Source organism: Streptomyces sp. NPDC058308, from assembly GCF_042880275.1.
In the GTDB taxonomy this organism is placed as follows: Bacteria; Actinomycetota; Actinomycetes; order Streptomycetales; family Streptomycetaceae; genus Streptomyces.
Map to the genome: position 1 here is coordinate 202174 of NZ_JBHVZA010000015.1, position 20327 is coordinate 222500.

Here is a 20327-nt window from a genome sequence, read left to right on the forward strand (position 1 = left end):
TTCACGGCGTGTCCTCGTACTCCAGGTCCAGGGGGAGTTCACCGCGCCGGCGGATGCCCAGCTTGCGGTAGATCTTGGTCAGGTGCTGTTCGACGGTGCTGGTGGTGACGTACAGCTTCGCCGCGATCTCCCGGTTGGTGTGGCCGAACGCGGCCAGTGCCGCCACCCGCTGCTCGGGGCCGGTGAGCTGCCCCTCGCGTACCGCCGGCCCGCCGGGGCGCTCGGCGGGCAGGCCGGTGCGGCCCGGCAGGATGCGCTCGCACAGCGCCTGCGCGCCGCAGTCGGCGGCCAGTTGCCAGGCCCGGCGCGCCAGCATCCCCGCCCGGCTGCCCTCGCCGGTCAGCTGCAGGGCGCCGGCCAGGTCGGCCAGGGCGCGGGCGTGCTCGAGGCGGTCGCCGCCGCGCCGCAGTTCCTCCAGGGCGCGGGCCAGCAGCCGGGGCCGCTCGGCGGCGGGTGCCAGGGCGGCGCGCAGCCGCAGGCCGGTGCCGTGGGGGCGGGCGTCACGCCCGGTGGGCAGGGCCGCCTGGTCGGCGATGAGGCGGGCGGCGCGGGCGTGTTCGCCCAGGGCCAGCAGGGCGGCGGCGGCGTCGGTGCGCCAGGGGAGGTGCCGCGGGTGGTCCAGGGCCCAGCGCCCGGCCAGCCGGCCGGCGTCCAGGAACTCCGCGAGGGCGGCGGCGGGGTGATGGGTGGCCAGGTAGTAGTGGCCGCGGGCGCGCAGCACCTCCAGGGCGTGGATGCTGTCGAACAGGGCGTCGGGCAGGGGCAGTTCGAGCCGCCGGGCCGCCTCGTCGTACTGGCCCGCGGCCGTGCAGGCGGCGATCTCGACGGCCACCAGGGCGGGCAGCAGGAGGCCGCCGCGGTCCTCCACGGCGGCGGCGGCCGCGGCGGCCGCCTGCCGGGCGCCGCGCAGGTCGCCCAGGCGCAGCAGGGCCTGGGCGTGCAGCAGCCCCAGGGCGGCGAACCAGCCGGGGGCGCGGCCGCGGTCCGCCTCGGCCTGCAGTTTCTGGCACCACACGGCGGCCAGGGCGCCGTGCCCGGCGTGCACGAGGGTGCGGATCTCGCGGAGTACGAGGTCGAACGTGGCGTGGGTGAGCGGGGTGTCCTTCAGGACGCGTTCGACGGCCGTCTCGTCCTCGCCTGCGGGTGCGGCCGGCCACAGGGCGGCCGTGGCCGCGCGCAGTTCGCCGCGCCCGGCCGCGGGCGCGCCGGGAACCGGGGCGGTGGCGGGTGGCGGGGCGAGCAGGCCGCGCAGCGGGTCCTCGCCCCGCTCGCCCGCCGCCCGCCGGCGGGCGGCGTGTTCGAGGGCCGCCCCGGCCTGCTCGATGCGGCCCTGGGTGAGCAGGAGACGGCCCAGCAGGGCGGCCGGGCCGTGGCCCAACGCGCCCTGGGCCAGGGCCTGCAGGGGTTCGGTGAGCAGTTCCTCGGCGCGGGCGGGGTCGGTGCGCCGCACGACGGCGGCGAGCTGCAGTGTGAGGGACCGGCGCCCGGCGCCGGGCGGGCTCAGGCGTACGGCCAGGCGCAGGCAGTCGACGGCCGTGGCGCTGTCGTCCTCCAGCAGGGCCTGGCGGGCGGCCTCGGCCAGGACCGGCGGCGCCCAGGGGGCCGCGCCGGGCGGCGCGGGTGAGGCGGCCGGGAGGTGGCCGGGGGCGTGGGCCAGCAGCAGGCGGCGGGCGGTGGCGGCCGCTCCGGCCCCGCCCGCGTGCAGCGTCCGCGCGGCCCGCACGTACCGGGCGGCCCGTTCGGACGGTGCCAGGAAGGCCAGGACCGAGGCGGCGACGGCCGGGTGCCGCAGCCGCCAGCCCACCACCAGCCCCACGGCGTCCAGGATGTCGCGGGCGTGCGCGGCCGTACGCACGGTGATGCCGGCCACCGCGGCGACGCGTTCGGCGCTCGCGTCCTGCCCCAGCACCGCCAGGGCTTCGGCGAGCCGGCCGGCCGGTTCGCCGCTGCGCCGCAGGCAGGCGGTGACCGCCTGCAGGAACGGTCCGTCCGGGGCCGGCCGCGGGACCTGCCCGGCGCCCGGCGGCGGCTCCTCCGCGCGCAGGGCCCGGCACAGCAGCGGATTGCCGCCGGTGAGGTCGTACAGGCGGGCGGGGGGCAGGTCGCGGGCCGTGCCGTCGTCCGCCCGGGCGGCCCGGGCGGCGGCGCCGGGGCTCAGGCGGCCCACCCGGATGCGGCGGAAGGCCTCGTGGCGCAGGAACGGCGCGGGCGGCGCGGGCGGGTGGGGCGGCCCGGGCGGGTGGGGCGGGCGGACGCCGAGGACCTGGCCCAGGGCGAGCAGCACCGGTACGCCCCGCAGGCTGCGGCTCAGGTGGGCCAGGTGGCCAAGGGAGTACGGGTCGCAGTCCTGCAGGTCGTCCACGCACACCACGACGGGCGCCCGTGCGGCCAGTGCCCGCACCGCGGCGCCCCATTCCTCCGGGGAGCAGTCGGGGGCCAAGGGGTGCGCGAGGGCGCCGGCGGGCAGGGCGTGCAGGAGGCGGCGCAGGGCGGCGCCGGGCGGCGTGTGGCAGGGCGGTGGCGTGTCGGGGGCCGCCTCGGCGTGCAGGACGTAGGCCCCGTGGTCGGCGGCGTGCCGGGTCAGGCGGCGCAGCAGGTGCGTGGTGCCGCAGCCGGCCGCGCCCTCGACGAGCACGACCGCCGGCTCGCCGCCCGTGCAGTGCTGCCACGCCCCCTGCAGCCGGTCCCACTCCGCCTCACGTTCGAGAAACAGCATCCCGCCTCCCCCGCCTGTGCTGTCAGTTTCGGGGGACGGGGGCGCTCATGGGCGCCGCGGCGGCGGTCACAAGCTGCGCGGCAGCAACTTCCCGGCCTCAGCTCGTTCCTGAGAGCCTGTCTTGGAACCCCCGTCGTCCGCGCGAAGCGTGGGCGCAGCGGCGGATTGGGGCCTCCCCTGCTCGAGCGGAGCCGAGAGCTTGGGGAAGCGTGCGATCGGTGTGCGGAGCCACCTGTCCTGGGGCTCCGTGCGCCGAGCGTGCGTGCCGGGCGCCGGGGCGCAGGCGAGGGTTCAAAGACAGGCTTCTTAGGCATCAGGACAGCGGTCACGCCCGAGGAGCCCCCAGCCACGACTGACCCGGGTCTCCCACCACGGCCGGGAGTGTCTATGCCGGGCTCCGCTGCCGACGGCAACTCACCAGCCCGCACCACAGGAATGCCCCTGAGCCCACCCTTAGCGGCTGAGCCACGCGGACACTCCCGCGCTCGCTGCCGCTCCAACGAGCAAGAGCACGCGGTACGGCGCGCGACGCAGGGTGACGCGGAGGCCCCCGATCCGGAGATCGAGGTAGGGCGTCGGCTCGTCCTCGCGCGGGGTGGCGGTGCGGGGCTTCTTGCTCATCGCGGTTCTCTCCTATGCCCGGGGGCGTGCCGTGCACGCGCAGGGATGGCGGAAGCACCGAAGCCTCGCCGTGTGGGCGAGGCTTCGGGTGGAGCGCGATGAAGATAGTCATGCCGAGGGCTAGCCATTCAATAGCCATTGGCCTGCGGGTTCTCTTGAATGGGCGTCAGATCATGGTGGGCGTTAGCGGTGCAAGAGGTGCGTGTCCAGCAACCGATCGATTCCCGAGCGCCGACAGTCTGCTGTTCTTTGCTGTGCTGCCGGCGTTCGGGAACGGTGTCCAACAAGAGGGGCCACATCCGTTGCCCTACGACCGCTGTGCCGTGTCGTCGAGGGTTGCCCTCTTGCGGGCGCGGTAGGCCCGCTGGCGGCAGGTATTCGAGCAGTACCGGGGTGGGCGGCCGCCGGACACCATGAAGATGTGCTCCGGCACGAACCGGTGGCCGCAATGGGCACAGGCGACAACCATGTCTTGTGCAGCTGCCTGTGCCCACCGGCGCAGTTCCATCGACCGGAGTGGGTCACCATCCAGTTCGTCCCGGATGCTCTGGGAGCGACTGGGGTGACGCAAGTGGGATAGTGCCCGGCTGAGCACCCGTTCTCCGTCCCGCTCGGACAAACCGAGGCGCCTGGAGGCGTCCTGGAGCGAGATGCCCCAGACGAAGATGAAGACCATCATGCCGACCTCACGGCGATCCTTGATGGTGTTCAGAACCTGTCCGAGATTGCTGAGGTTCGCCCGTGCCGGCGTGCTGTCGCGGTAGGGACGTTGACGCCTCATCGGTCCCCCTCCCCTGACGGGGCACGCAAGTTGATGGCGGGAGCCGCCAGTTGCCCGGCGACGATAGTGACCGATGCCTCGGGCGCCTCGTTCTGAGATCGGGGCAGCTCGGAAGTGGTATTCTCGCGCGTTTTCCCCCAGGGCAGGAAGCAGGCCAGGCTCGCCAGCACATGGCCGAGCCCGTGCAGGATCTCCGGAAGGTCTTCGGGGCGTGCCTTGTCGACCACGCGGCGTGTGATCGCAAGCACGAGGACGCTTAGGAGTACGAGCGCACCGAGGACGAGGCCCGCCGCGCCCAGGGACCAGAACGGGGTGGACAGGAGCGTGCTCGCCAGTGGACCCGACGACGGCTGGTCGGACAAGGAGGACCTCCGAACATGCGAAAAGCCCCGGCCTAGGGCCGGGGCTTGTGGCGGATGAGGGAACAAAAAACTCCCGTTCCCCTACGGGGCCACGGGAGCTTGATTGTTCGTTGGACAGACCTCTGCCCAACGAGGGCATTATTTCAGAACAAGGAGCACAGCGTCAACCCACCTGGCTGCCCAGGTCAGTTGACGTGCAGATAAGCCGGTCCGGTTTCGTAACGCCGCCCTCAGAGGAACTGCACGCAGCGAACACGGCGCCCACCTCGGAATCGACGTCGAAGTAGTCAACAGAAACCCGGATAAGCGCGGATTTCACGTCGTGAAGAGACGCTGGGCAGTAGAGCGAAGTATTGGTTGGATCATGATGCACCGCTGTCTCGCCCGCGACTACGAGACCCTCACCGCCAGTTCCGAAGCCATGATCCACATCGCCTCGATCGACAACCTCGCCAAACGCATGACGGACGAGACCACACCAACCTGGCGAGAAACCTACTAGGGCATACAGGGCAATACGCCTAGATCAAATGCCTTCTCAGAGCACGGGAGGAAACAGGGGCGGGCGGGGTCAGTCGGGGGCCATGGGCAGGACGGCGGTGGCGCTGAGGCCGCCCGAGGCCGCCCGGCCCAGGCTGAGCCGGCCGCCGGAGGCGGTGAGCAGGGACGCGGCGATGGACAGGCCCAGGCCGGTGCCCATCCGGCCGGCCGCGGTGGCGCCGCGCCAGAAGGGGCTGCCGGCGCGGGCGATCTCCTCGCCCGTCATGCCCGGCCCCTCGTCCGTGACGGCGACGTGCACGCGGCGCTCGGTGACGTGCACGGTGCAGGTGACGGTGGTGCCGGGCGGTCCGGCCTGCAGCGCGTTGTCGAGCAGGACATCCAGGGTGTGTTCCAGGGCGCCGTGCACCTGCAGGGCGGTGGCGGCGGTCCCGCCCAGGTCCAGGCCCACGCCCCGGGCGTCGGCGACCACGCTCCACGCCTCCAGCCGGGCGGCGGCGACGTCCAGGACCTCCACCGGCTCGGGGGCGGGGTCGGGGTGGCGGGCCGCGCCCCAGGCGAGGATCTGGCTCAGCAGGGCGGCCAGGCGCTCCACCTCCCCCAGCACGGCGGGCAGTTCGGCGATGTCGGGCCGCTGGTCCTGCAGCATCTGCAGGCGCAGCCGGATCGAGGCCAGCGGGCCGCGCACCTGGTGGGCGGCGGCCGAGGCGAGGTCGTAGGCGACGGCGGTCATCGGCGCTGCCCCGCACCGCGTGCCGGGGCCCGGGGCGGGACCGGCGGGGTGGGCCCGCACCCGGGCGGGCGCACGTGCGCGCCGGGCCGGGCGGGCCGCGGGGCGCAGGCCCCGCGCACTGCGTCGTCGTCGACGGCCCCTACGTTCATCGCGCTCACGCCCCTCAGGAGGAATCCGTACGTGGCACCGGAGGCCTGCGCGGTCCGCGCCCGGGCGTGCTGAGCGTCGCCGTCCCGCCGGCCGCAGGAGCGGGCCGCGGTACTGCCAGGTGTCCTTGTGGCACCGGGCGGCCTGCCGCGGCCGCTGGTCAAGGCTCCGGCCGGGGGAACCGGGGTGGTGCCCGGGTCGGGTGCTGCTGCCAGCATCGGCGGTGCTCTGCCAGCGCAGGTGCACGGCTGTGTCAGGTGCGGTGCACCGGTGCGGCAACTCTGCGCAGCGCCCAGGGGGCCCGGCGCCCCTGGTCGCTGCCCGAAGCCGTGCCCGTAATTGAACGTTCTCTGCAGGTGCTTGAGGATTCTCTGTCGGTGCGATGACCGGGAGCTGGCACGGCGTTTCTTACGGTGGCCGACGTCCCGTAACCGTCTTTGAGGTCCGTTTCGCTTGGGAGGCGAGCCATGATCCAGGCGTCGGCCGACTTGCTCAGCGCCCGCGCGTTAGCGGGCCGGGAGGACTTCCTGCCCGGGCCCGGGGCTGGGGCCGCGGGGGCGGCGGATGAGGTCTGGCGCGTCCTGATCGTGGACGCGCGCGCCGAGGACGCCCAGCCGCTGGCCGACGCCCTGCGCCGGCACGGCCACCACGTGGAGCAGGCGCGCGACGGCGGGGCCGCGCTGGAGGCCTGCGGCGAGCTCGAGGTCGATGTGGTGCTGCTCGACCTCGACCTGCCCGACGTCGACGGGCTGCAGATGTGCCGGCTGCTGCGGGCCTCGGGGCGCACCGCGGTCCTGGCGCTGACCGCCCGCGGCGGCGAACTGGATGTGGTCCTTGGCCTGCGGGCCGGCGCCGACGACTACCTGGTCAAGCCCTGTGGGCTGCGTGAGCTGCTGGCCCGGATGGAGGCGGTGATGCGCCGCATGCGGCCCCGCCCGCTCTCCCCCGTCCTGTCGATCGGCGCGCTGCGCATCGACGCGGCGCTGCGGGAGGTGCGCCTGGGCGGGCGCAGCATCGCCGTGACCCGCAAGGAGTTCGACCTGCTGCATCTGCTGGCCGCCCGGCCGGAGACGGTCGTCACGCGGGATCAGCTGATGCGGGAGGTGTGGGCGGGCTCCTGGTCCCGGCGCACCATCGACACCCATGTGAGCAGCCTGCGCGCCAAGCTCGGCTCGCGCGAGTGGATCGTCACGGTGCACGGGGTGGGCTTCCGTATCGGGCAGGGCTGAGAGCCTGCCCAGCCTGCCCTCTCCCCGGCCCGATCAGCGGGCGCCGACCGGCGCCGTGCGCTCGCACGGCGCCGGGAAGTCGCCGGGAGTCGCCGGGAAGTCGCCGGGAAGGCCTCGATGGGGGTCCCCCCGCGCCGTTCCGGCGTGGGGGGCGTGCCGGCGGCGGCCGCCCGGCCGGGGACATGCCCCGGCTCTCACCGCTTTGTGCGGGAGTTCATGTACCAGGCGGCGGCGACGGCGAGGACGACGAGAACGATGAGGATCTTCATGGTCTTCAGCTCCCCTCGATCGCCCGGGACATGCCTGCACATGCCTGCCGCTGTTCCCCAGGCCCTTCTGAGGGTGTTTTGTCCTTTGGGTGCCAGGGCACCCGGGGCCCGCACGCTCGCGGCGCGCCTCCCCGCCGGCCCTTCCGGTGGTGAGGCGCTCCGCTCGTGTGGAGGGTAGGGACAGGCACCAAGGAGGCGGCAGATGAAGGACACCCCCGGCGAGCAGGGTCCGCAGGACCCCACCACCAGAGGGCCGCGGCCGGAGTTTCCCCAGCAGGAGCAGGACCCGCCGGGCTGGAGCGGCCCCATGGACCCGCCGCCCGACCACGGCGAGGACTCCTACCGCGGCTCGGGGCTGCTGCCCGAGCGGGCCGCGGTGATCACCGGCGGCGATTCCGGCATCGGGCGGGCGGTGGCCATCGCGCTGGCCCGGGAGGGCGCGGACGTCCTGTTCACCCATCTGCCGTCCGAGGCCGAGGAGGCGCAGGAGACCGCCCGCTGGGTGCGCGAGGCCGGGCGTAGGGCGATCGCGGTGCCCTGCGACATCCGCGAGGAGGAGCAGTGCCGTGCGCTGGTGGAGCGTGCGGTGGCCGAGTTCGGGCGGATCGACCTGCTGGTCAACAACGCCGCCTACCAGATGGCCCAGCCCAAGGGCATCCAGGACATCTCCACGGAGCAGTTCGACCGGGTGATGCGCACCAACCTGTACGGCATGTTCTGGCTGTGCAAGATGGCGGTGCCGCACATGCCGCGCGGCGGCTCGATCATCAACACCACGTCGGTGCAGGCCTACAAGCCCAGTCCGGACCTGCTGGACTACGCCATGACCAAGGGCGCCATCGTCACCTTCACCCAGGGGCTGGCGCAGATGCTGGTGGAGCGCGGGATCCGCGTCAACGCGGTCGCGCCGGGCCCGGTGTGGACGCCGTTGATCCCCGCGACGCTGCCGGACACCGCGGAGTTCGGCGCGCAGGCGCCGATGGGCCGTCCCGCGCAGCCCGCGGAGATGGCGCCGTCCTACGTCTTCCTCGCCTCGGAGCACGCCAGTTTCATCACGGCCGGGATCGTGAACGCCACGGGCGGCACACCGCTGCCCTGAGCCGGCCGCGCCGGGCCCGACCGCACGGCGGCGGCCCCCACGCCCCACGCCCCGCATCCCGCGCTCCGCATCCCGCATCCCGAGGAGGAAGACCGATGATCGACAGCACGCTGCCCCTGCTCGTCCAGGGCTACGCCTGGCTGCCCGACCTGAGCCGGCGTTCCGGCGGCGACGTGGTGCGCGCCCGGCTGATGGGCAAGCCCGCCATCGCCCTGCGCGGCCCCGAGGCGGTGGCCTTCTTCTACGACGAGGACCACGTGCGGCGCCGCACGGCCCTGCCCGAGCCCGTGCTCAGCACGCTCTTCGGGCACGGCGCGGTGCACACGCTGGACGGTGAACAGCACCGGGTGCGCAAGGCGTTGTTCCTCTCCCTGCTCAAGGACGGGCCCGGGATCGAGGCGCTGGCCGAGCGGGTCGGCGAGGAGTGGGAGCAGGCCCGCAAGGAGTGGGCCGGCCTGCCCCAGGTCACCCTGTTCGACGAGGTGAGCGTGGTGCTGACCCGCGCCGTGTGCCGGTGGGCCGGGATCCCCTGGGCGGACCGTCCCGGGGACGGGGCGCGGCAGACGGCGCGGGATCTGGTGGCGATGGTCGACGGGTTCGCCACCGCGGGGCCGCGTCATGTGCGCGCCCGGCGGGCCCGCGCCCGCCAGGAGCGGGCCCTGGCCCGCCTGGTGGAGCAGACCCGGGCCGAGCCGGAGCGGACGGGGACGCCCGGGGACGCCGTGCACACCGTGGCCGCCCACCGGGACGCCGGGGGCCAGCTGCTCGATCCGCGTACGGCGGCCGTCGAGCTTTTGAACATCATCCGGCCCACGGTCGCGGTGACCTGGTTCACCGTCTTCGGGGCCCACGCCCTGCACCGCCACCCGCGGTTGCGGGAGCCGCTCGCGCGGGACGAGGCGGGCTACGGGCGGGCCTTCGCCCACGAGGTGCGCCGCTTCTACCCCTTCGCGCCGTTCGTGGCGGGCCTGGCGCCACGGGACACCGCCTGGCACGGGGAGCCGATCGCCGAGGGCACGCTGGTCCTGCTCGACCTGTACGGGCAGAACCACGATCCGGCGCTGTGGCCCGCCCCCTACGTGTTCGATCCCGCACGGTTCACCGGCGGTGAGCCCGGCCGGGACGAACTGGTGCCGCAGGGCGGCGGCGAGGCCGCCCAGGGGCACCGCTGCCCGGGCGAGGACGTCACCCTGGCCGTCCTGAGCGTCCTGCTGCCCCGGCTGGCCCGCCTGGAGCACCGGGTGCCCGAGCAGGACCTGCGCATCCCGCTGCACCGGATGCCCACGCGGCCGCGCAGCGGCTTCGTCATCACGACGGACGGGCGGGCGTGGGGGACCTGACGGCGTATCCGACCGGCACGACCGCCCCTGTGAGCGAGACCATCCCTGTGAGCGAAAGGAACACCACCATGCAGGACCACCACCGCAGCCACCGGGCCCGCCCGCACGCCCCCGCCCAGACCGCGGCCGATGAGGTGCTGGAGGAGGTGGAGGAGGCCGAGGAGCAGCCGGTGCCCGACGCGGAGCGCGAGCACGCCAAGGACGGCGAGGCGGGCGACACCCTCACGCCCAGCCCGGCCGCCCAGGAGGACATCCACCAAGGCGACGGGAGCGAGAACCGGAACTGAGAGCCGGGTGCGGCGGAGTCACCGGCTGGACGGCTGCCACTCGATCATGAGGATGGTGGCGTCGTCCCGCAGCCGGTCGCTCTGCGCGTCCAGGACCGAGTGGATGAGCCGGCGCAGGGTCTCCGCCGCCACCTCCCCGGCGCTGGAGGCGCGGGTGACGAAGTCGGCGAACCGCTCCAGGCCGAACTCCGTGCCGTCCGAGAGCCGCGCCTCGGTCATGCCGTCGGTGTAGAGCAGGACGCGGTCGCCGGGCTCCAGGACCGTCTCGTGCACCTGGCGCTCGCCGCTGCGGAAGTCGGCGGAGAAGCCCAGGGGCGGGTCGGGCTCGCGCTCCAGGGCGCCCTCGACGAGCCGGTCGCCGCGGATCAGCAGGGGCGGCGGGTGCCCGCAGTTGCTCCAGCGCAGCGCCCCGCTGGTGAGGTCCAGGCGGGTGAGCACGCCCGTGCAGAACTGGTCGGGCAGCCACTGGCCCAGCGCCGTGTCCACGGCCTCCATGAGTTCTGGCAGGTCCGCGCCGGTGCGCCGGCCGTTGCGGCAGGCGGCCAGGGCGACCGCCGTGGTGAGGCCGGAGAGCAGGTTGTGGCCCATCGCGTCGACGATGGTGGCGTGCAGGTCCGTCCGGGTGAGGCAGTGGTCGAAGGCGTCGCCGCCGATCTCGTAGGCGGGCTCAAGGACGGCGGTGGAGACCACGTGGGCGTTGCCGATGGTGCGCGGCGGCAGGAAGGCCCGCAGCATCTCCGCCGGCAGGCGCATGGGCTCGGCGCGGGTGCGCTGGACGAGGTTGTCCTTGTACGCGCGCTTGGAGGTGATCATCATCGCGAGCAGGGCGGCCAGCGCTCTGCCGCGGCGCAGCAGGGTGGCGTCCAGGAAGGGGGCGTGGACGGCGACCACGCCGAGCCGTTCGGCGCCGTCGAGCAGGGGCAGCCAGGCGGTCATGCCGCCGATGGGGGATTCCTCCACGCGCAGGGAGAGGGTGCGGTAGGCCCAGCCGGCCAGGGAGCCGTCCATGGCCGGTCCCGGGCCTTCCTCCTCGCTCAGCGGGACCAGACGGCGCTGCTGGATGTCGGCGAGGTAGACGACCGCCTGGGGCACGCCCAGCGCCGTCGCGCACCGGGCGACCGCGGTGACCAGGTCCAGCACGGCGTTGTCGGGGTCGGCGAGGAACTCCTCGAGTCCGCTGGGCGGCTCCGATGACGGCACGTCTTTCCATCCCTTCCGCGGCGGGGCGGGCGCGACACCAGCAGTCTCACACCGCCCCGCCGGGTCCGCCCGGGCGCCGCGGGCCGCCTGCCGCGGGGGCGCGCACGTGCTTTCGCCCGCCGGTGGTGCGTGCCGCGTCCGTGTCGCCGATCGGGCGCGGGTGGTCCACGGTGATCAGTACGAGTTGTCCTGCCCTGCGCGGGTACCTGCACCCCAGCCCCGGGACGCCCCCGCCGGCAAGGGCGGGGACGCCTTGGGGGCCGAGCGGTCGAGAGGAGACATCGATGAGTGAGCAGGTACCGGCCTCCCCCGGCGCGGACGGCAGCACGCCCGTCCCCAGGGACCCGCCCGACCAGCAGGCCGACGGCACCCAGGACCCCTGGGAGCCGGCGGAGAACACCGACGCCGGCGACGGCGGGAGCAACGACGTGCCCGACACCGACGAGGCCGGCACCGGCCGGCGCGGCGCCTCCGGCACGGCAAAGGAGACGGACGCCCCCTCCCAGGAGCCCTCCCAGGAGCCGGTTCCGGAGGAGCCCTCGGGGTGAAGCCGGCGACTGCGGCCCCTCGGGGCGGTCTTCGGCCCGAAGTGACGACGCGATGGAAAGGAACGACGGTGAGCGGTGCGGGAGAACCCTCGGCGCAGGTCACGGTGGAACTGAGCGGTGCGGCCGACGACGCGGGCGGCGTCTTCTCGGTGCTGGGGGCGGCGTTCGCCTCCGACCGGGACGCCGGTGCGGCGCCGCGGCCCGGCCCGGCCGACGGGCCGACCGTGTGGAGCGGCGTTTTTGACACGGCCCGTCCGGCGGGCGGCGGGCCGGGCGGTGCGCCGTCGCTGAGCGGCCCGGTGACCGCCGCCGTGCAGGGCGGCTATGTGGCGGTCGACCAGGTCGTCACGGTGCTCTCGGCGGCCTTCGCCGTCGCCCAGGAGGGCTCCGCCTCGGGCGACCAGGAAAAGGATGTGACCCTGCGCCTGGAGAGCCGGTGACGTGATGCCGCGGGCCCGGCCGGTGCGGGAGGCCGGGCCCGCGCGCGGCAGGCAGACGCTCAGGAGCGGTGGTCGCCCGGGATGCGCTCCAGCAGGCCGCGCAGGTCGTCGGCGTGCTCCTCCTCCTGGGCAAGGAGCTCCTCGAAGACCCGGCGGGTGGTGGGGTCGCCCTCCCCCAGCCACTGGGCGATCTCGGTGTAGGCGGCCACGGCGACGCGTTCGGCGACCAGGTCCTCCTTGATCATCTCGATCAGGTCGGTGCTGGCGTCGTACTCCGCGTGGGAGCGGGAGGTGAGCGTGTCGGGGTTGAAGTCCGGCTCGCCGCCCAGCTGCACGATCCGCTGCGCCAGCTTGTCGGCGTGCTCCTGCTCCTCCTGGGCGTGCTCCAAAAACTCCGCGGCCACCGGCTCGGAGTAGAGGCCCGAGGCGGTGTAGTAGTGCCGCTTGTAGCGCAGCGTGCAGACGATCTCCGTGGCGAGGGCCTCGTTGAGCACGCCAAGGACGCGCTCCAGGTCCGCTCCGTAGGCGTCGGTGACCGGGCCCTTCTCGATCTGCTGGCGGGCCCGCTCGCGGATGGTCTTGATGTCGGTCAGGAACTCGGCCATGACAACTGCTCTCTCCTCGGTGCACGAGACAGCGGGCGGACCGTCCGGCGCCCCGCTGACCTTGAACGTACCCATTTCGCCATATTCATCCCGTGGGGGCGTTCCGGCGCGCGCGGCGCGTACGGGCGGCCCCTTCGGGGGCATCGGGTGGCCACCGCGTATCCGCCGGCCGGCGGATCCAAACAGCGGCGGGGTGCCTGCGGCGGGCGGTGCGGACGGTACGCGGTGTGCGGCGCCGGGGTGCGCGGCCGCCGGGGCTGCCCGGTCACGCCCGGGCCGGGCGGATGCCGCCTTCGGGCCCGGCCAGCCCGGTCCTGTCCGGCCTGCCGGGCCTGGAAACGGTCCTGCCCGTCGGCCCGGTCTGGAGCCGGTCCGGCCTCGACCAACGCCGCCGCGCCGTCCTGGCGGGGGACGGCGGCGCGGCGATGGGTCACTGGCGCCTGCCCGGCAGATCGGGACGCGGGCCACAGGGTCCGGCACGGCCGCCCCCGCGAAAGAGCTCAGGCAGTGCGCAGGAAGGCCTGGACGCCGCGGGAGACGCCGTCGTCGCTCAGCAGGTCGTTGTGGGCCAGGCAGCCGGCCGCGTGGTTGGCCGCCCCCGTCAGGGCGACGCTGGCGTCGGGGTTGATGACCTCGTCGCAGTTCGACCACCACGTCGCGTACGCCACCGGGCCCGGTGTCTCGTCGCCCGCGGCGAGCCGGTCGGCGACGTAGGAGCCCGGGGTCATGTCCCGGCACGCCTGCGACCACGCGGCGCAGGCCCAGGCGGTCAGGGTGCCGTGGTTGGGCCCGGCCAGGGACGCCCAGTGGGCGACGGCGGGCGCGCCGCCGCCGTACTTCACATACCAGCGGGTGACGAGGCTGCCGAAGGAGTGCGCCACCAGGTCGACGCGGTCGGCGCCGGTGCGGGCGCGCACCTGGGCGACGTAGGCGGCCAGTTGGCCCGCGAGGTCCTCGTTGACGGACCGGCTGGTGTCGTAGCCCCAGGAGAAGAGTTCGCTCTCGTCGTATCCGGCGGAGGTGAGGTCCTGGCGCAGGGAGCCCCATACGCCGGGGTCGGCGTTGTAGCCGTGCACGAAGACGACCGGCCGGTGCGCGGCGGCCGGGGCCGGTGCGGCCGCGGCGGGCGCCGCGAGCGCCAGGACGGCCAGCGCGCACAGGCAGGCCGGCAGGCGGGCCGTCCGGCGGGCCCGGGCGGGCATCGGCATGGGGCCTCCTCGGGGGCGGACACGGCGGTGCCGTCACCCGCGGGTGGCCGGGTGCAGGAGCGATTGTGGGGGCGGCTGCCGCAGATGAGAAGAGGCCGGTGCCCGGCGGGTCAGCCGGGGCCGCTCAGCGCGCCGGCGCAGCGGGTGCAGTAGCGGGCGTCGCGGTCGGTGGCCAGGCGGCCGCACTGCGGGCAGACCCGCTCCAGCAGACAGACCGGTTCGCCGGCCCCGGCGGGGCCGGTGGCCCCGGGGCGGCGGTGGGCGGTGGTGCAGGTCAGCCCCTGCTCCCCCGCGCGCAGGCTGTAGGGGGTGTGGGCGGGCAGCCAGGCCAGGGCGCCCGGGGCGAGGGCCGACACCGCACCGGGCAGCCGGAGTTCGCCGCCGCCGGCCAGCACGGTGAGCAGGGTTCCGTGGGCGGCCTCGGCGGGCTCGCCGAGGCCCGCGCCGGGGGCCAGGCGCACGACGGAGGCAGCCAGGTCACGCCCGGCCCCATCCGCCAGCGACCAGACGAGGCTGATCTGTCCGGGCCGGCCGGCAAGGGTCTGCTCCGGAGCGGCGAACACCGGAGCAGCAGGCTGCGGGGCGGGGCGGGCCTCGTCGGAGGCGGCCGGATCGGTCATGGGCGCGGGGACTCCTCGGCAGGCGCGGGGCGGGGCAGGGGCCTGCGTCCAGTGTGCGCCGCCCGGGGGCGGGGCGGTGCGGCGGGCGGGCCGGAGCGGCGCCGTGCGCGGAAGCGGCCAATCCGGTCAAAGGCGCCCGGACCAGGCCCGAGTGAGCCTCGAGCCGCCCCTGCTGGACTGCGGCTGGCACCGCACGGCCAGCGGCGGCCGCGCGCCTTGTCAAGGGGTGCGGCGGCCCGGCGGGTGCCCGTTCTCATTCCCGTACGTACTTATTTAGGAGGGCCACCATGGTCACCCGACGCCGTCTGCTCGGCACCGGACTCGCCGCCGCGGGCGTAGGGCTCACCGGGGCGTCATTCACCCCCCTGCTCGCCGTGGACCCCGCCAAGGCCAGCCCGTCCACAGCGGCCACCCCCGACCAGTTCGCCGTTGCCATGCCCAGAATGCCGGTGCTCAGACCCACCTTCCGCACCAAGACCACCGATCACTACGACGTCACCATGCGCCCGGTCCGCAAGGAGATCCTGCCGGGTATCCAGACCGACCTGCTGACCTACGACGGCAACTTCCCCGGCGCGACCATCAAGGCGCGCTCCGGACGCCCCGTGATCGTGCGTCAGCACAACGGGCTCGACGTGGCCACCTCGGTCCACCTGCACGGCGCCTCGGTGACGCAGACCAACGACGGTGACCCGATGGACACCCTCGCCCCGGGCGGGGACCGCCTCTACACCTATCCCAACAAGCAGCCGCACGCCTCGCTCTGGTACCACGACCACGCCCACCACCGGGAGGCGGAGAGCGTCTACCGCGGGCTGCACGGCAGCTACCTGCTCTCCGACAGCATCGAGGACCAGCTGCCGCTGCCCAAGGGCGAGTACGACGTGGAGATCGGCATCCGCGACGCGCACTTCGACGCGGCGGGCCAGCTCGTCTACATCATGGATGACCTGGAGCGCACCACGCTGCTGACCAACGGCGTGCCCTACCCCTACTTCAAGGTCGCCGCCCGCAAGTACCGGCTGCGCTTCGCCAACATGGCCAACCAGCGCTTCCTGGGCCTGCAGCTGGCGGACGGCAGCGACATCATCCAGATCGGTTCGGACGGCGGGCTGCTGCCGCGCCCGCACACCACCAAGTCGTTCGTGCTCACCCCCGGCGAGCGCGCCGACGTCGTCATCGACTTCTCCCGCTACGCGGTGGGCGACACGGTGGTGCTGGAGAACAACGTCATCTTCAACGGCACCGCGGAGCAGGTCGGGCGGGTGATGCGCTTCGACGTGGTGCGCACCGCCGAGGACCCCAGTTCCGTGCCCGCGGTGCTGCGTACGCTGCCGCCGCTGCCCACGCCCACCAACGAGCGCTCCATCAACATGCACATGGAGGAGGGCGTCGAGCACCCCAAGGCCTATCTGGACGGCAAGGTCTACGACGGCTCGCGGGTGGACTCCAGCATCCGCTTCGGCGCCAGTGAGATCTGGTCGATCACCAACACCAACACCCGGGTGCCGCACAACTTCCACATGCACCTGGTGCAGTTCCGGGTCATCGAGCGCGGCGGGAAGCCGCCGGCGCCCGGCGAGTCGGGGCTCAAGGACACGGTGATGGTCCTGGCGGGCGAGACGGTCAAGGTGCAGGCGACCTTCGACACCTACCGGGGCTCCTACCCCTACCACTGCCACATGCTCGACCACTCGGCCATGGGCATGATGGCCACCATGAAGATCAGCTGAACCCCCGCCCGGTGCGGGGCCCCTGGCCGCCAGGGGCCCCGCACCGGGTCTCCCGGGCGGCTAGCCGAACTGGCCCACCCGGTAGTCCCCGGCGGGCTGTTCGACCAGGACGTTCAGGCGGTTGAAGGCGTTGATGACGGCGATGATGGACAGCAGGGCGGCCAGCTGGTCCTCGTCGTAGTGCTTGGCGGCGTTGGCCCAGGCCGCGTCGCTGACGCCGCCGGCCGCATCGGCGATGCGGGTGCCCTGCTCGGCCAGCTCCAGCGCGGCGCGCTCGGCCTCGGTGAAGACGGTGGCCTCCCGCCAGGCCGCGACCAGGTGGAGGCGGACCGCGTTCTCCCCGGCGTGCGTGGCCTCCTTGGTGTGCATGTCCACGCAGAAGCCGCAGCCGTTGATCTGGCTGACGCGCAGCCGGACCAGTTCCGCGGTGGCCGCCGGCAGTGACGTGCCCGCGGCCACCCTGCCCGCCGAGGCCAGGTGCTTCAGGAACTTGGCCGAGACGGGGTTGTCGAAAAGGTTCAAGCGAGCGTCCATGTCGGGCTCCTCTGTCGTGCTGGTGGTGACACCACTCAGACGACATAGCCCGCCAAGATGTGACAGCACCCCATCTGACCTGCCTTGTCCGGCTCCCGGCCCGGGCGGGTCAGCCCGCGGTCCAGGGGCGCAGCTTCTCGGGGTTGCGCACCGCCCACAGGTGCTTGATCCGCTCGCCGGCGAAGTCGAAGGCAAGGACCGAGACGATGACGCCGTCCTGCTGCACGACCAGGCCGGGCTCGCCGTTGACGGTGCGCTCCAGGATGCGCAGGCCGGGCACCTTGCCGGTGATGGTGACCAGGTAGCGGGCGATCTGGTCGCCGCCTCCGGTGGGGGGCGCGGCGTTGACCAGGCCGCCGCCGTCGGCCAGGCCGGTGGCGTCGGGATCCAGCAGGCCGATCAGGGCGGCGATGTCCTTGGCCTCCCAGGCCTGCTTGAAGTTCCTGACGATGTCGGCGCGCTGGGCGGTGGCGGTGGCGGGGGCCTGCTGGGCGCTGCGGATGCGGCGGCGGGCGGAGGAGGCCAGCTGGCGGCAGGCCGCCGGGCTGCGGCCGACGCTCTCGGCCACTTCGGCGAAGGAGTAGCGAAAGACGTCGTGGAGGATGAACGCGACGCGTTCGGCCGGGGTCATCGAGTCCAGGACGACGAGGAAGGCCATGTTGACCGACTCGTCCAGGGTGATGCGGTCGGCCGGGTCGGCGGCGGTGTTGGTGCGCCCGCCGAGCCACTCGGAGTGGTCGGGCAGCGGCTCGGGGATCCACTCCCCCACGTAGCGCTCGCGGCGGGCGCGGGCCGAGCCCAGCAGGTCCAGGCAGATGCGGCTGGCCACGGTCGTCAGCCAGCCGCCGGGCGAGGCGACGGCCTCGCGCTGGGCGCGGGTCATGGCGTACCAGCGGGCGTAGGCCTCCTGCACGACGTCCTCGGCGTCGGCCAGGGAGCCGAGGAACCGGTACGCGAGGTTGATCAGCTGACGCCGCTCGCTCAGGACCGCGCTCAGGCCCGGCTCGAGCTGGTCGTCTTCTGGCTCGGTCTGCGTCCTCATCGCCCGGATGCTCCCTTTGCTCCCTTGGCCGAAACTGCTGTCATCGGTACGACGAGACAGCCCCCTCGGATGTGAGGCCGGCCTGCCCGCTTCGTGGCGCTGTGCCCCGGGTGGGGCGGGAGGGTGCGTCCCCTTCTGTCGGGATTCCAGCGCTCTCCTAGGCGTATCCCATAGTCATGTGACATGAGCAAACACAAAGCCATCGTGGAGCGCTACCGCGACGGGGTCCTCAGCGGTGACCACGAGCTGGTCCTGTCCCTGGTGACCGACGACGTCGTGTGGGAGAGCCTGGGCCAGACCCGGGTGCAGGGCAAGGAGGCCCTGCGGGGCATCGTGGAGAACAAGGAGGGCCAGGCCGCCAGGGACGTCGTGCAGCGGCCGACCATCACCGTCGACCGGCTGATCGAGGAGGGGGACACGGTGGTGGCCACCGGCCGCGCCGCCCTCGCCCTGCCGGGCGGCGCGAAGGCGGAGTTCCTCTTCTGCGACGTGTTCACCTTCGCCGGGGAGGCGATCAGCCACCTGGAGAGCTACAAGGTGCCCCTCGGCGGGCCCCCGCGCGGCTAGGTTTTGTCGTCAGAGTCCCGTCCGCCCAGCGTCGTGCGCCTGTGGCCCCGGCGTGGTGCCGGGGCCGCGGGCGCGGCGCGTGCGGTGGCCGGAATGTGCCCTTTCGCGCGGCGGGTCAGCCGGCCGTCCAGGGGCGCAGCTTCTCGGGGTTGCGCACGGCCCAGATGTGCGTGATCCGGTCGCCGGTGAAGTCGAAGGCAAGGACCGAGACGGTGACGCCGCCCTGTTGGGCCACCAGGCCGGGCTGGCCGTTGACGGTGCGCTCCAGGAGCGTGAGGTCCGGTGCCCGGCCGGCGACGTCGGCGAAGACGCGGGCGATCTGTTCGCCGCCGGTGACGGGCTGCAGCTGGGCGCTGACCAGGCCGCCGCCGTCGGCGATGGTCGTGGCGTCGGGGTCCAGCAGGCCGATCAGGGCGTCGATGTCCTTGGCCTCCCAGGCCTGCTTGAAGTCCCGTACCACCTCGGCGCGTTGGGCGGTGGCGGTGGTGGGGGCCTGCTGGGCGCGGTGGATGCGGCGGCGGGCGGAGGAGGCCAGCTGGCGGCAGGCCGCCGGGCTGCGGCCGACGATCTCGGCGATCTCGGCGAAGGAGTAGTGGAAGACGTCGTGGAGGATGAACGCGACGCGTTCGGCCGGGGTCATCGAGTCCAGGACGACGAGGAAGGCCATGTTGACCGACTCGTCCAGGGTGATGCGGTCGGCCGGGTCGGCGGCGGCGCCGGGAGGCCCGCCGGGCCATTCCATGCGGTCGGGCAACGGCTCGGGGATCCACTCCCCCACGTAGCGCTCGCGGCGGGCGCGGGCCGAGCCCAGCAGGTCCAGGCAGATGCGGCTGGCGACCCGGGTCAGCCAGCCGCCGGGCGAGGCGACGGCGTCCCGGCGCTGTTCGGACATGGCGTACCAGCGGGTGTACGTCTCCTGGACCACGTCCTCGGCGTCGGCCAGGGAGCCGAGGAACCGGTAGGCGAGGTTGATCAGTTGGCGCCGCTCGCTCAGGACGGCGCTCAGCGCGGGGTCGAGCCGGCTGTCCTCCGGCTCGGGCTGCATGCTCATGATGTCGCCAACTCCCTTGGCCGCGCCCTGGCTTGAGCAGTTCGATGAGGCATCGCACTGAAGTGGCGCTCGTCACCTCACATTACAACGGGCTGTGTCGTCGTACGGGTGGAGATCGAATTCCTGCCGGACTCCGTCCCCCGGCCGTCCGGATCCGGAATCCCCGCTCTCCCGCCCCGACTTCGGGCCGTGAAGTCGCTTGTCACCCGTCAGGAGAATTGCCGTGCACCTCACTTCGATCCGCGGATCACCAGCAGGCGGCCGGACGCGGCCTTTGGGGGCGCCGGCAGTGCGGCCCGCGGGGCGGTCCGGCAGGCCGGCCGTCGCCGGCTGAGGAGACTGTGAAGGCCCCGGTCCGCAGGGGTGCCGGCAGGTCCATCGGGGCCGGCGGTGTCCCGCGGGCCGGGCCGCGGCAGGGCCCGTCCGGCCCGCCGCGCCGGGTTTGTGGGCCGACCACCGGATCACTGCCCCGGCGTTTTCTCTTTCTTTACCGACTTTTACCAGCGGGTGTCCGGCTCTCCTGGGCGAGCGGCCGGATCCCGCGGCACCACCCGATAGAACACGCAAGGGAAAAGGAAACAGCTGTGGAACCTGTGAACGTTGCAATCATCTATTACAGCGCGACCGGCAACGTGCACACGCTGGCCCAGGCCGTGGCCGAGGGTGCGGAGAAGTGCGGGGCGACGGTGCGGCTGCG

21 protein-coding genes and 1 pseudogene are annotated in these 20327 nt (G+C 73.7%); 10 read left to right on the top strand and 12 right to left on the bottom strand.

Annotation, left to right across the window (positions count from 1 at the left end; all coding sequences use genetic code 11):
• Position 1: 1 nt before the first annotated feature.
• The 4 genes from ACFVYL_RS21840 to ACFVYL_RS21855 all read right to left on the bottom strand — a co-directional run bounded on the left by ACFVYL_RS21840 (position 2) and on the right by ACFVYL_RS21855 (position 4480).
• Positions 2–2716: an AAA family ATPase gene (locus ACFVYL_RS21840; RefSeq protein WP_389718583.1), complete on the bottom strand. Its 2715-nt coding sequence runs from the start codon at positions 2714–2716 to the stop codon at positions 2–4.
• A 453-nt stretch (positions 2717–3169) separates the two neighbouring features.
• Positions 3170–3337 (bottom strand): hypothetical protein, encoded by a 168-nt coding sequence (locus ACFVYL_RS21845; protein WP_389718585.1) that lies wholly within the window; start codon positions 3335–3337, stop codon positions 3170–3172.
• A 307-nt stretch (positions 3338–3644) separates the two neighbouring features.
• Positions 3645–4118: a hypothetical protein gene (locus ACFVYL_RS21850; protein WP_389718588.1), complete on the bottom strand. Its 474-nt coding sequence runs from the start codon at positions 4116–4118 to the stop codon at positions 3645–3647.
• Positions 4115–4480 carry a hypothetical protein gene (locus ACFVYL_RS21855; protein ID WP_389718590.1) on the bottom strand — a complete coding sequence of 122 codons (366 nt, stop codon included), beginning with the start codon at positions 4478–4480 and terminating at the stop codon, positions 4115–4117. Before ACFVYL_RS21855 ends, ACFVYL_RS21850 begins: the two co-directional genes overlap by 4 nt.
• A gap of 250 nt (positions 4481–4730) precedes the next feature.
• On the opposite strand from ACFVYL_RS21855, the pseudogene ACFVYL_RS21860 reads away from it, so the two are divergent.
• Positions 4731–4982, top strand: a pseudogene (locus tag ACFVYL_RS21860) (transposase); the annotation flags it as partial.
• 69 nt (positions 4983–5051) lie between these two features.
• Here the strand turns inward: ACFVYL_RS21860 and ACFVYL_RS21865 are convergent.
• Positions 5052–5711 (bottom strand): sensor histidine kinase, encoded by a 660-nt coding sequence (locus ACFVYL_RS21865; RefSeq protein ID WP_389718593.1) that lies wholly within the window; start codon positions 5709–5711, stop codon positions 5052–5054.
• Positions 5712–6325: 614 nt separating this feature from the next.
• Between ACFVYL_RS21865 and ACFVYL_RS21870 the strand changes: the two genes are divergently transcribed.
• From ACFVYL_RS21870 to ACFVYL_RS21885, 4 genes are all read left to right on the top strand, one after another.
• Positions 6326–7087 carry a response regulator transcription factor gene (locus tag ACFVYL_RS21870; protein WP_389718596.1) on the top strand — a complete coding sequence of 254 codons (762 nt, stop codon included), beginning with the start codon at positions 6326–6328 and terminating at the stop codon, positions 7085–7087.
• A 471-nt stretch (positions 7088–7558) separates the two neighbouring features.
• Positions 7559–8455 carry an SDR family oxidoreductase gene (locus tag ACFVYL_RS21875; protein ID WP_389718598.1) on the top strand — a complete coding sequence of 299 codons (897 nt, stop codon included), beginning with the start codon at positions 7559–7561 and terminating at the stop codon, positions 8453–8455.
• Positions 8456–8550: 95 nt separating this feature from the next.
• On the top strand, positions 8551–9795 hold the full coding sequence (locus tag ACFVYL_RS21880) for a cytochrome P450 (RefSeq protein WP_389718600.1): 1245 nt from the start codon (positions 8551–8553) through the stop codon (positions 9793–9795).
• A 68-nt stretch (positions 9796–9863) separates the two neighbouring features.
• Positions 9864–10082 (top strand): hypothetical protein, encoded by a 219-nt coding sequence (locus ACFVYL_RS21885; RefSeq protein WP_389718603.1) that lies wholly within the window; start codon positions 9864–9866, stop codon positions 10080–10082.
• An 18-nt stretch (positions 10083–10100) separates the two neighbouring features.
• Here the strand turns inward: ACFVYL_RS21885 and ACFVYL_RS21890 are convergent, their stop codons facing one another.
• Positions 10101–11282 (bottom strand): PP2C family protein-serine/threonine phosphatase, encoded by a 1182-nt coding sequence (locus ACFVYL_RS21890; RefSeq protein WP_389718605.1) that lies wholly within the window; start codon positions 11280–11282, stop codon positions 10101–10103.
• A gap of 284 nt (positions 11283–11566) precedes the next feature.
• Between ACFVYL_RS21890 and ACFVYL_RS21895 the strand changes: the two genes are divergently transcribed.
• The gene (locus ACFVYL_RS21895) at positions 11567–11830 is read left to right on the top strand and encodes a hypothetical protein (protein WP_389718607.1); all 264 of its coding nucleotides are present in this window, start codon (positions 11567–11569) and stop codon (positions 11828–11830) included.
• A 68-nt stretch (positions 11831–11898) separates the two neighbouring features.
• Entirely contained in the window at positions 11899–12270 is a 372-nt protein-coding gene (locus tag ACFVYL_RS21900) for a hypothetical protein (protein ID WP_389718610.1), read from the top strand.
• A 59-nt stretch (positions 12271–12329) separates the two neighbouring features.
• Here the strand turns inward: ACFVYL_RS21900 and ACFVYL_RS21905 are convergent, their stop codons facing one another.
• The 3 genes from ACFVYL_RS21905 to ACFVYL_RS21915 form a co-directional block, all read right to left on the bottom strand.
• On the bottom strand, positions 12330–12875 hold the full coding sequence (locus tag ACFVYL_RS21905; RefSeq protein ID WP_389718646.1) for a bacterioferritin: 546 nt from the start codon (positions 12873–12875) through the stop codon (positions 12330–12332).
• Positions 12876–13375: 500 nt separating this feature from the next.
• Complete coding sequence (locus ACFVYL_RS21910) at positions 13376–14083, bottom strand: esterase/lipase family protein (protein WP_389718611.1); 708 nt, start codon at positions 14081–14083, stop codon at positions 13376–13378.
• Positions 14084–14193: 110 nt separating this feature from the next.
• A complete protein-coding gene (locus ACFVYL_RS21915; protein WP_389718614.1) occupies positions 14194–14703 on the bottom strand; it encodes a hypothetical protein in 510 nt (169 codons plus the stop codon).
• Positions 14704–14990: 287 nt separating this feature from the next.
• Between ACFVYL_RS21915 and ACFVYL_RS21920 the strand changes: the two genes are divergently transcribed.
• Positions 14991–16436 carry a multicopper oxidase family protein gene (locus ACFVYL_RS21920; RefSeq protein WP_389718617.1) on the top strand — a complete coding sequence of 482 codons (1446 nt, stop codon included), beginning with the start codon at positions 14991–14993 and terminating at the stop codon, positions 16434–16436.
• A 60-nt stretch (positions 16437–16496) separates the two neighbouring features.
• Here ACFVYL_RS21920 and ACFVYL_RS21925 read toward each other — a convergent pair whose 3' ends face one another.
• Entirely contained in the window at positions 16497–16970 is a 474-nt protein-coding gene (locus ACFVYL_RS21925) for a carboxymuconolactone decarboxylase family protein (protein WP_389718619.1), read from the bottom strand.
• Between the two features lie 109 nt (positions 16971–17079).
• Positions 17080–18012 carry an RNA polymerase sigma factor SigJ gene (gene sigJ, locus ACFVYL_RS21930; protein ID WP_389718622.1) on the bottom strand — a complete coding sequence of 311 codons (933 nt, stop codon included), beginning with the start codon at positions 18010–18012 and terminating at the stop codon, positions 17080–17082.
• 183 nt (positions 18013–18195) lie between these two features.
• On the opposite strand from sigJ (ACFVYL_RS21930), the gene ACFVYL_RS21935 reads away from it, so the two are divergent.
• A complete protein-coding gene (locus ACFVYL_RS21935; protein ID WP_389718624.1) occupies positions 18196–18579 on the top strand; it encodes a nuclear transport factor 2 family protein in 384 nt (127 codons plus the stop codon).
• A 115-nt stretch (positions 18580–18694) separates the two neighbouring features.
• Here the strand turns inward: ACFVYL_RS21935 and sigJ (ACFVYL_RS21940) are convergent, their stop codons facing one another.
• Complete coding sequence (gene sigJ, locus ACFVYL_RS21940) at positions 18695–19630, bottom strand: RNA polymerase sigma factor SigJ (RefSeq protein WP_389718626.1); 936 nt, start codon at positions 19628–19630, stop codon at positions 18695–18697.
• Between the two features lie 584 nt (positions 19631–20214).
• On the opposite strand from sigJ (ACFVYL_RS21940), the gene ACFVYL_RS21945 reads away from it, so the two are divergent.
• Positions 20215–20327: flavodoxin domain-containing protein (locus ACFVYL_RS21945; RefSeq protein ID WP_389718649.1), on the top strand; the 113-nt coding region annotated here is incomplete at its 3' end.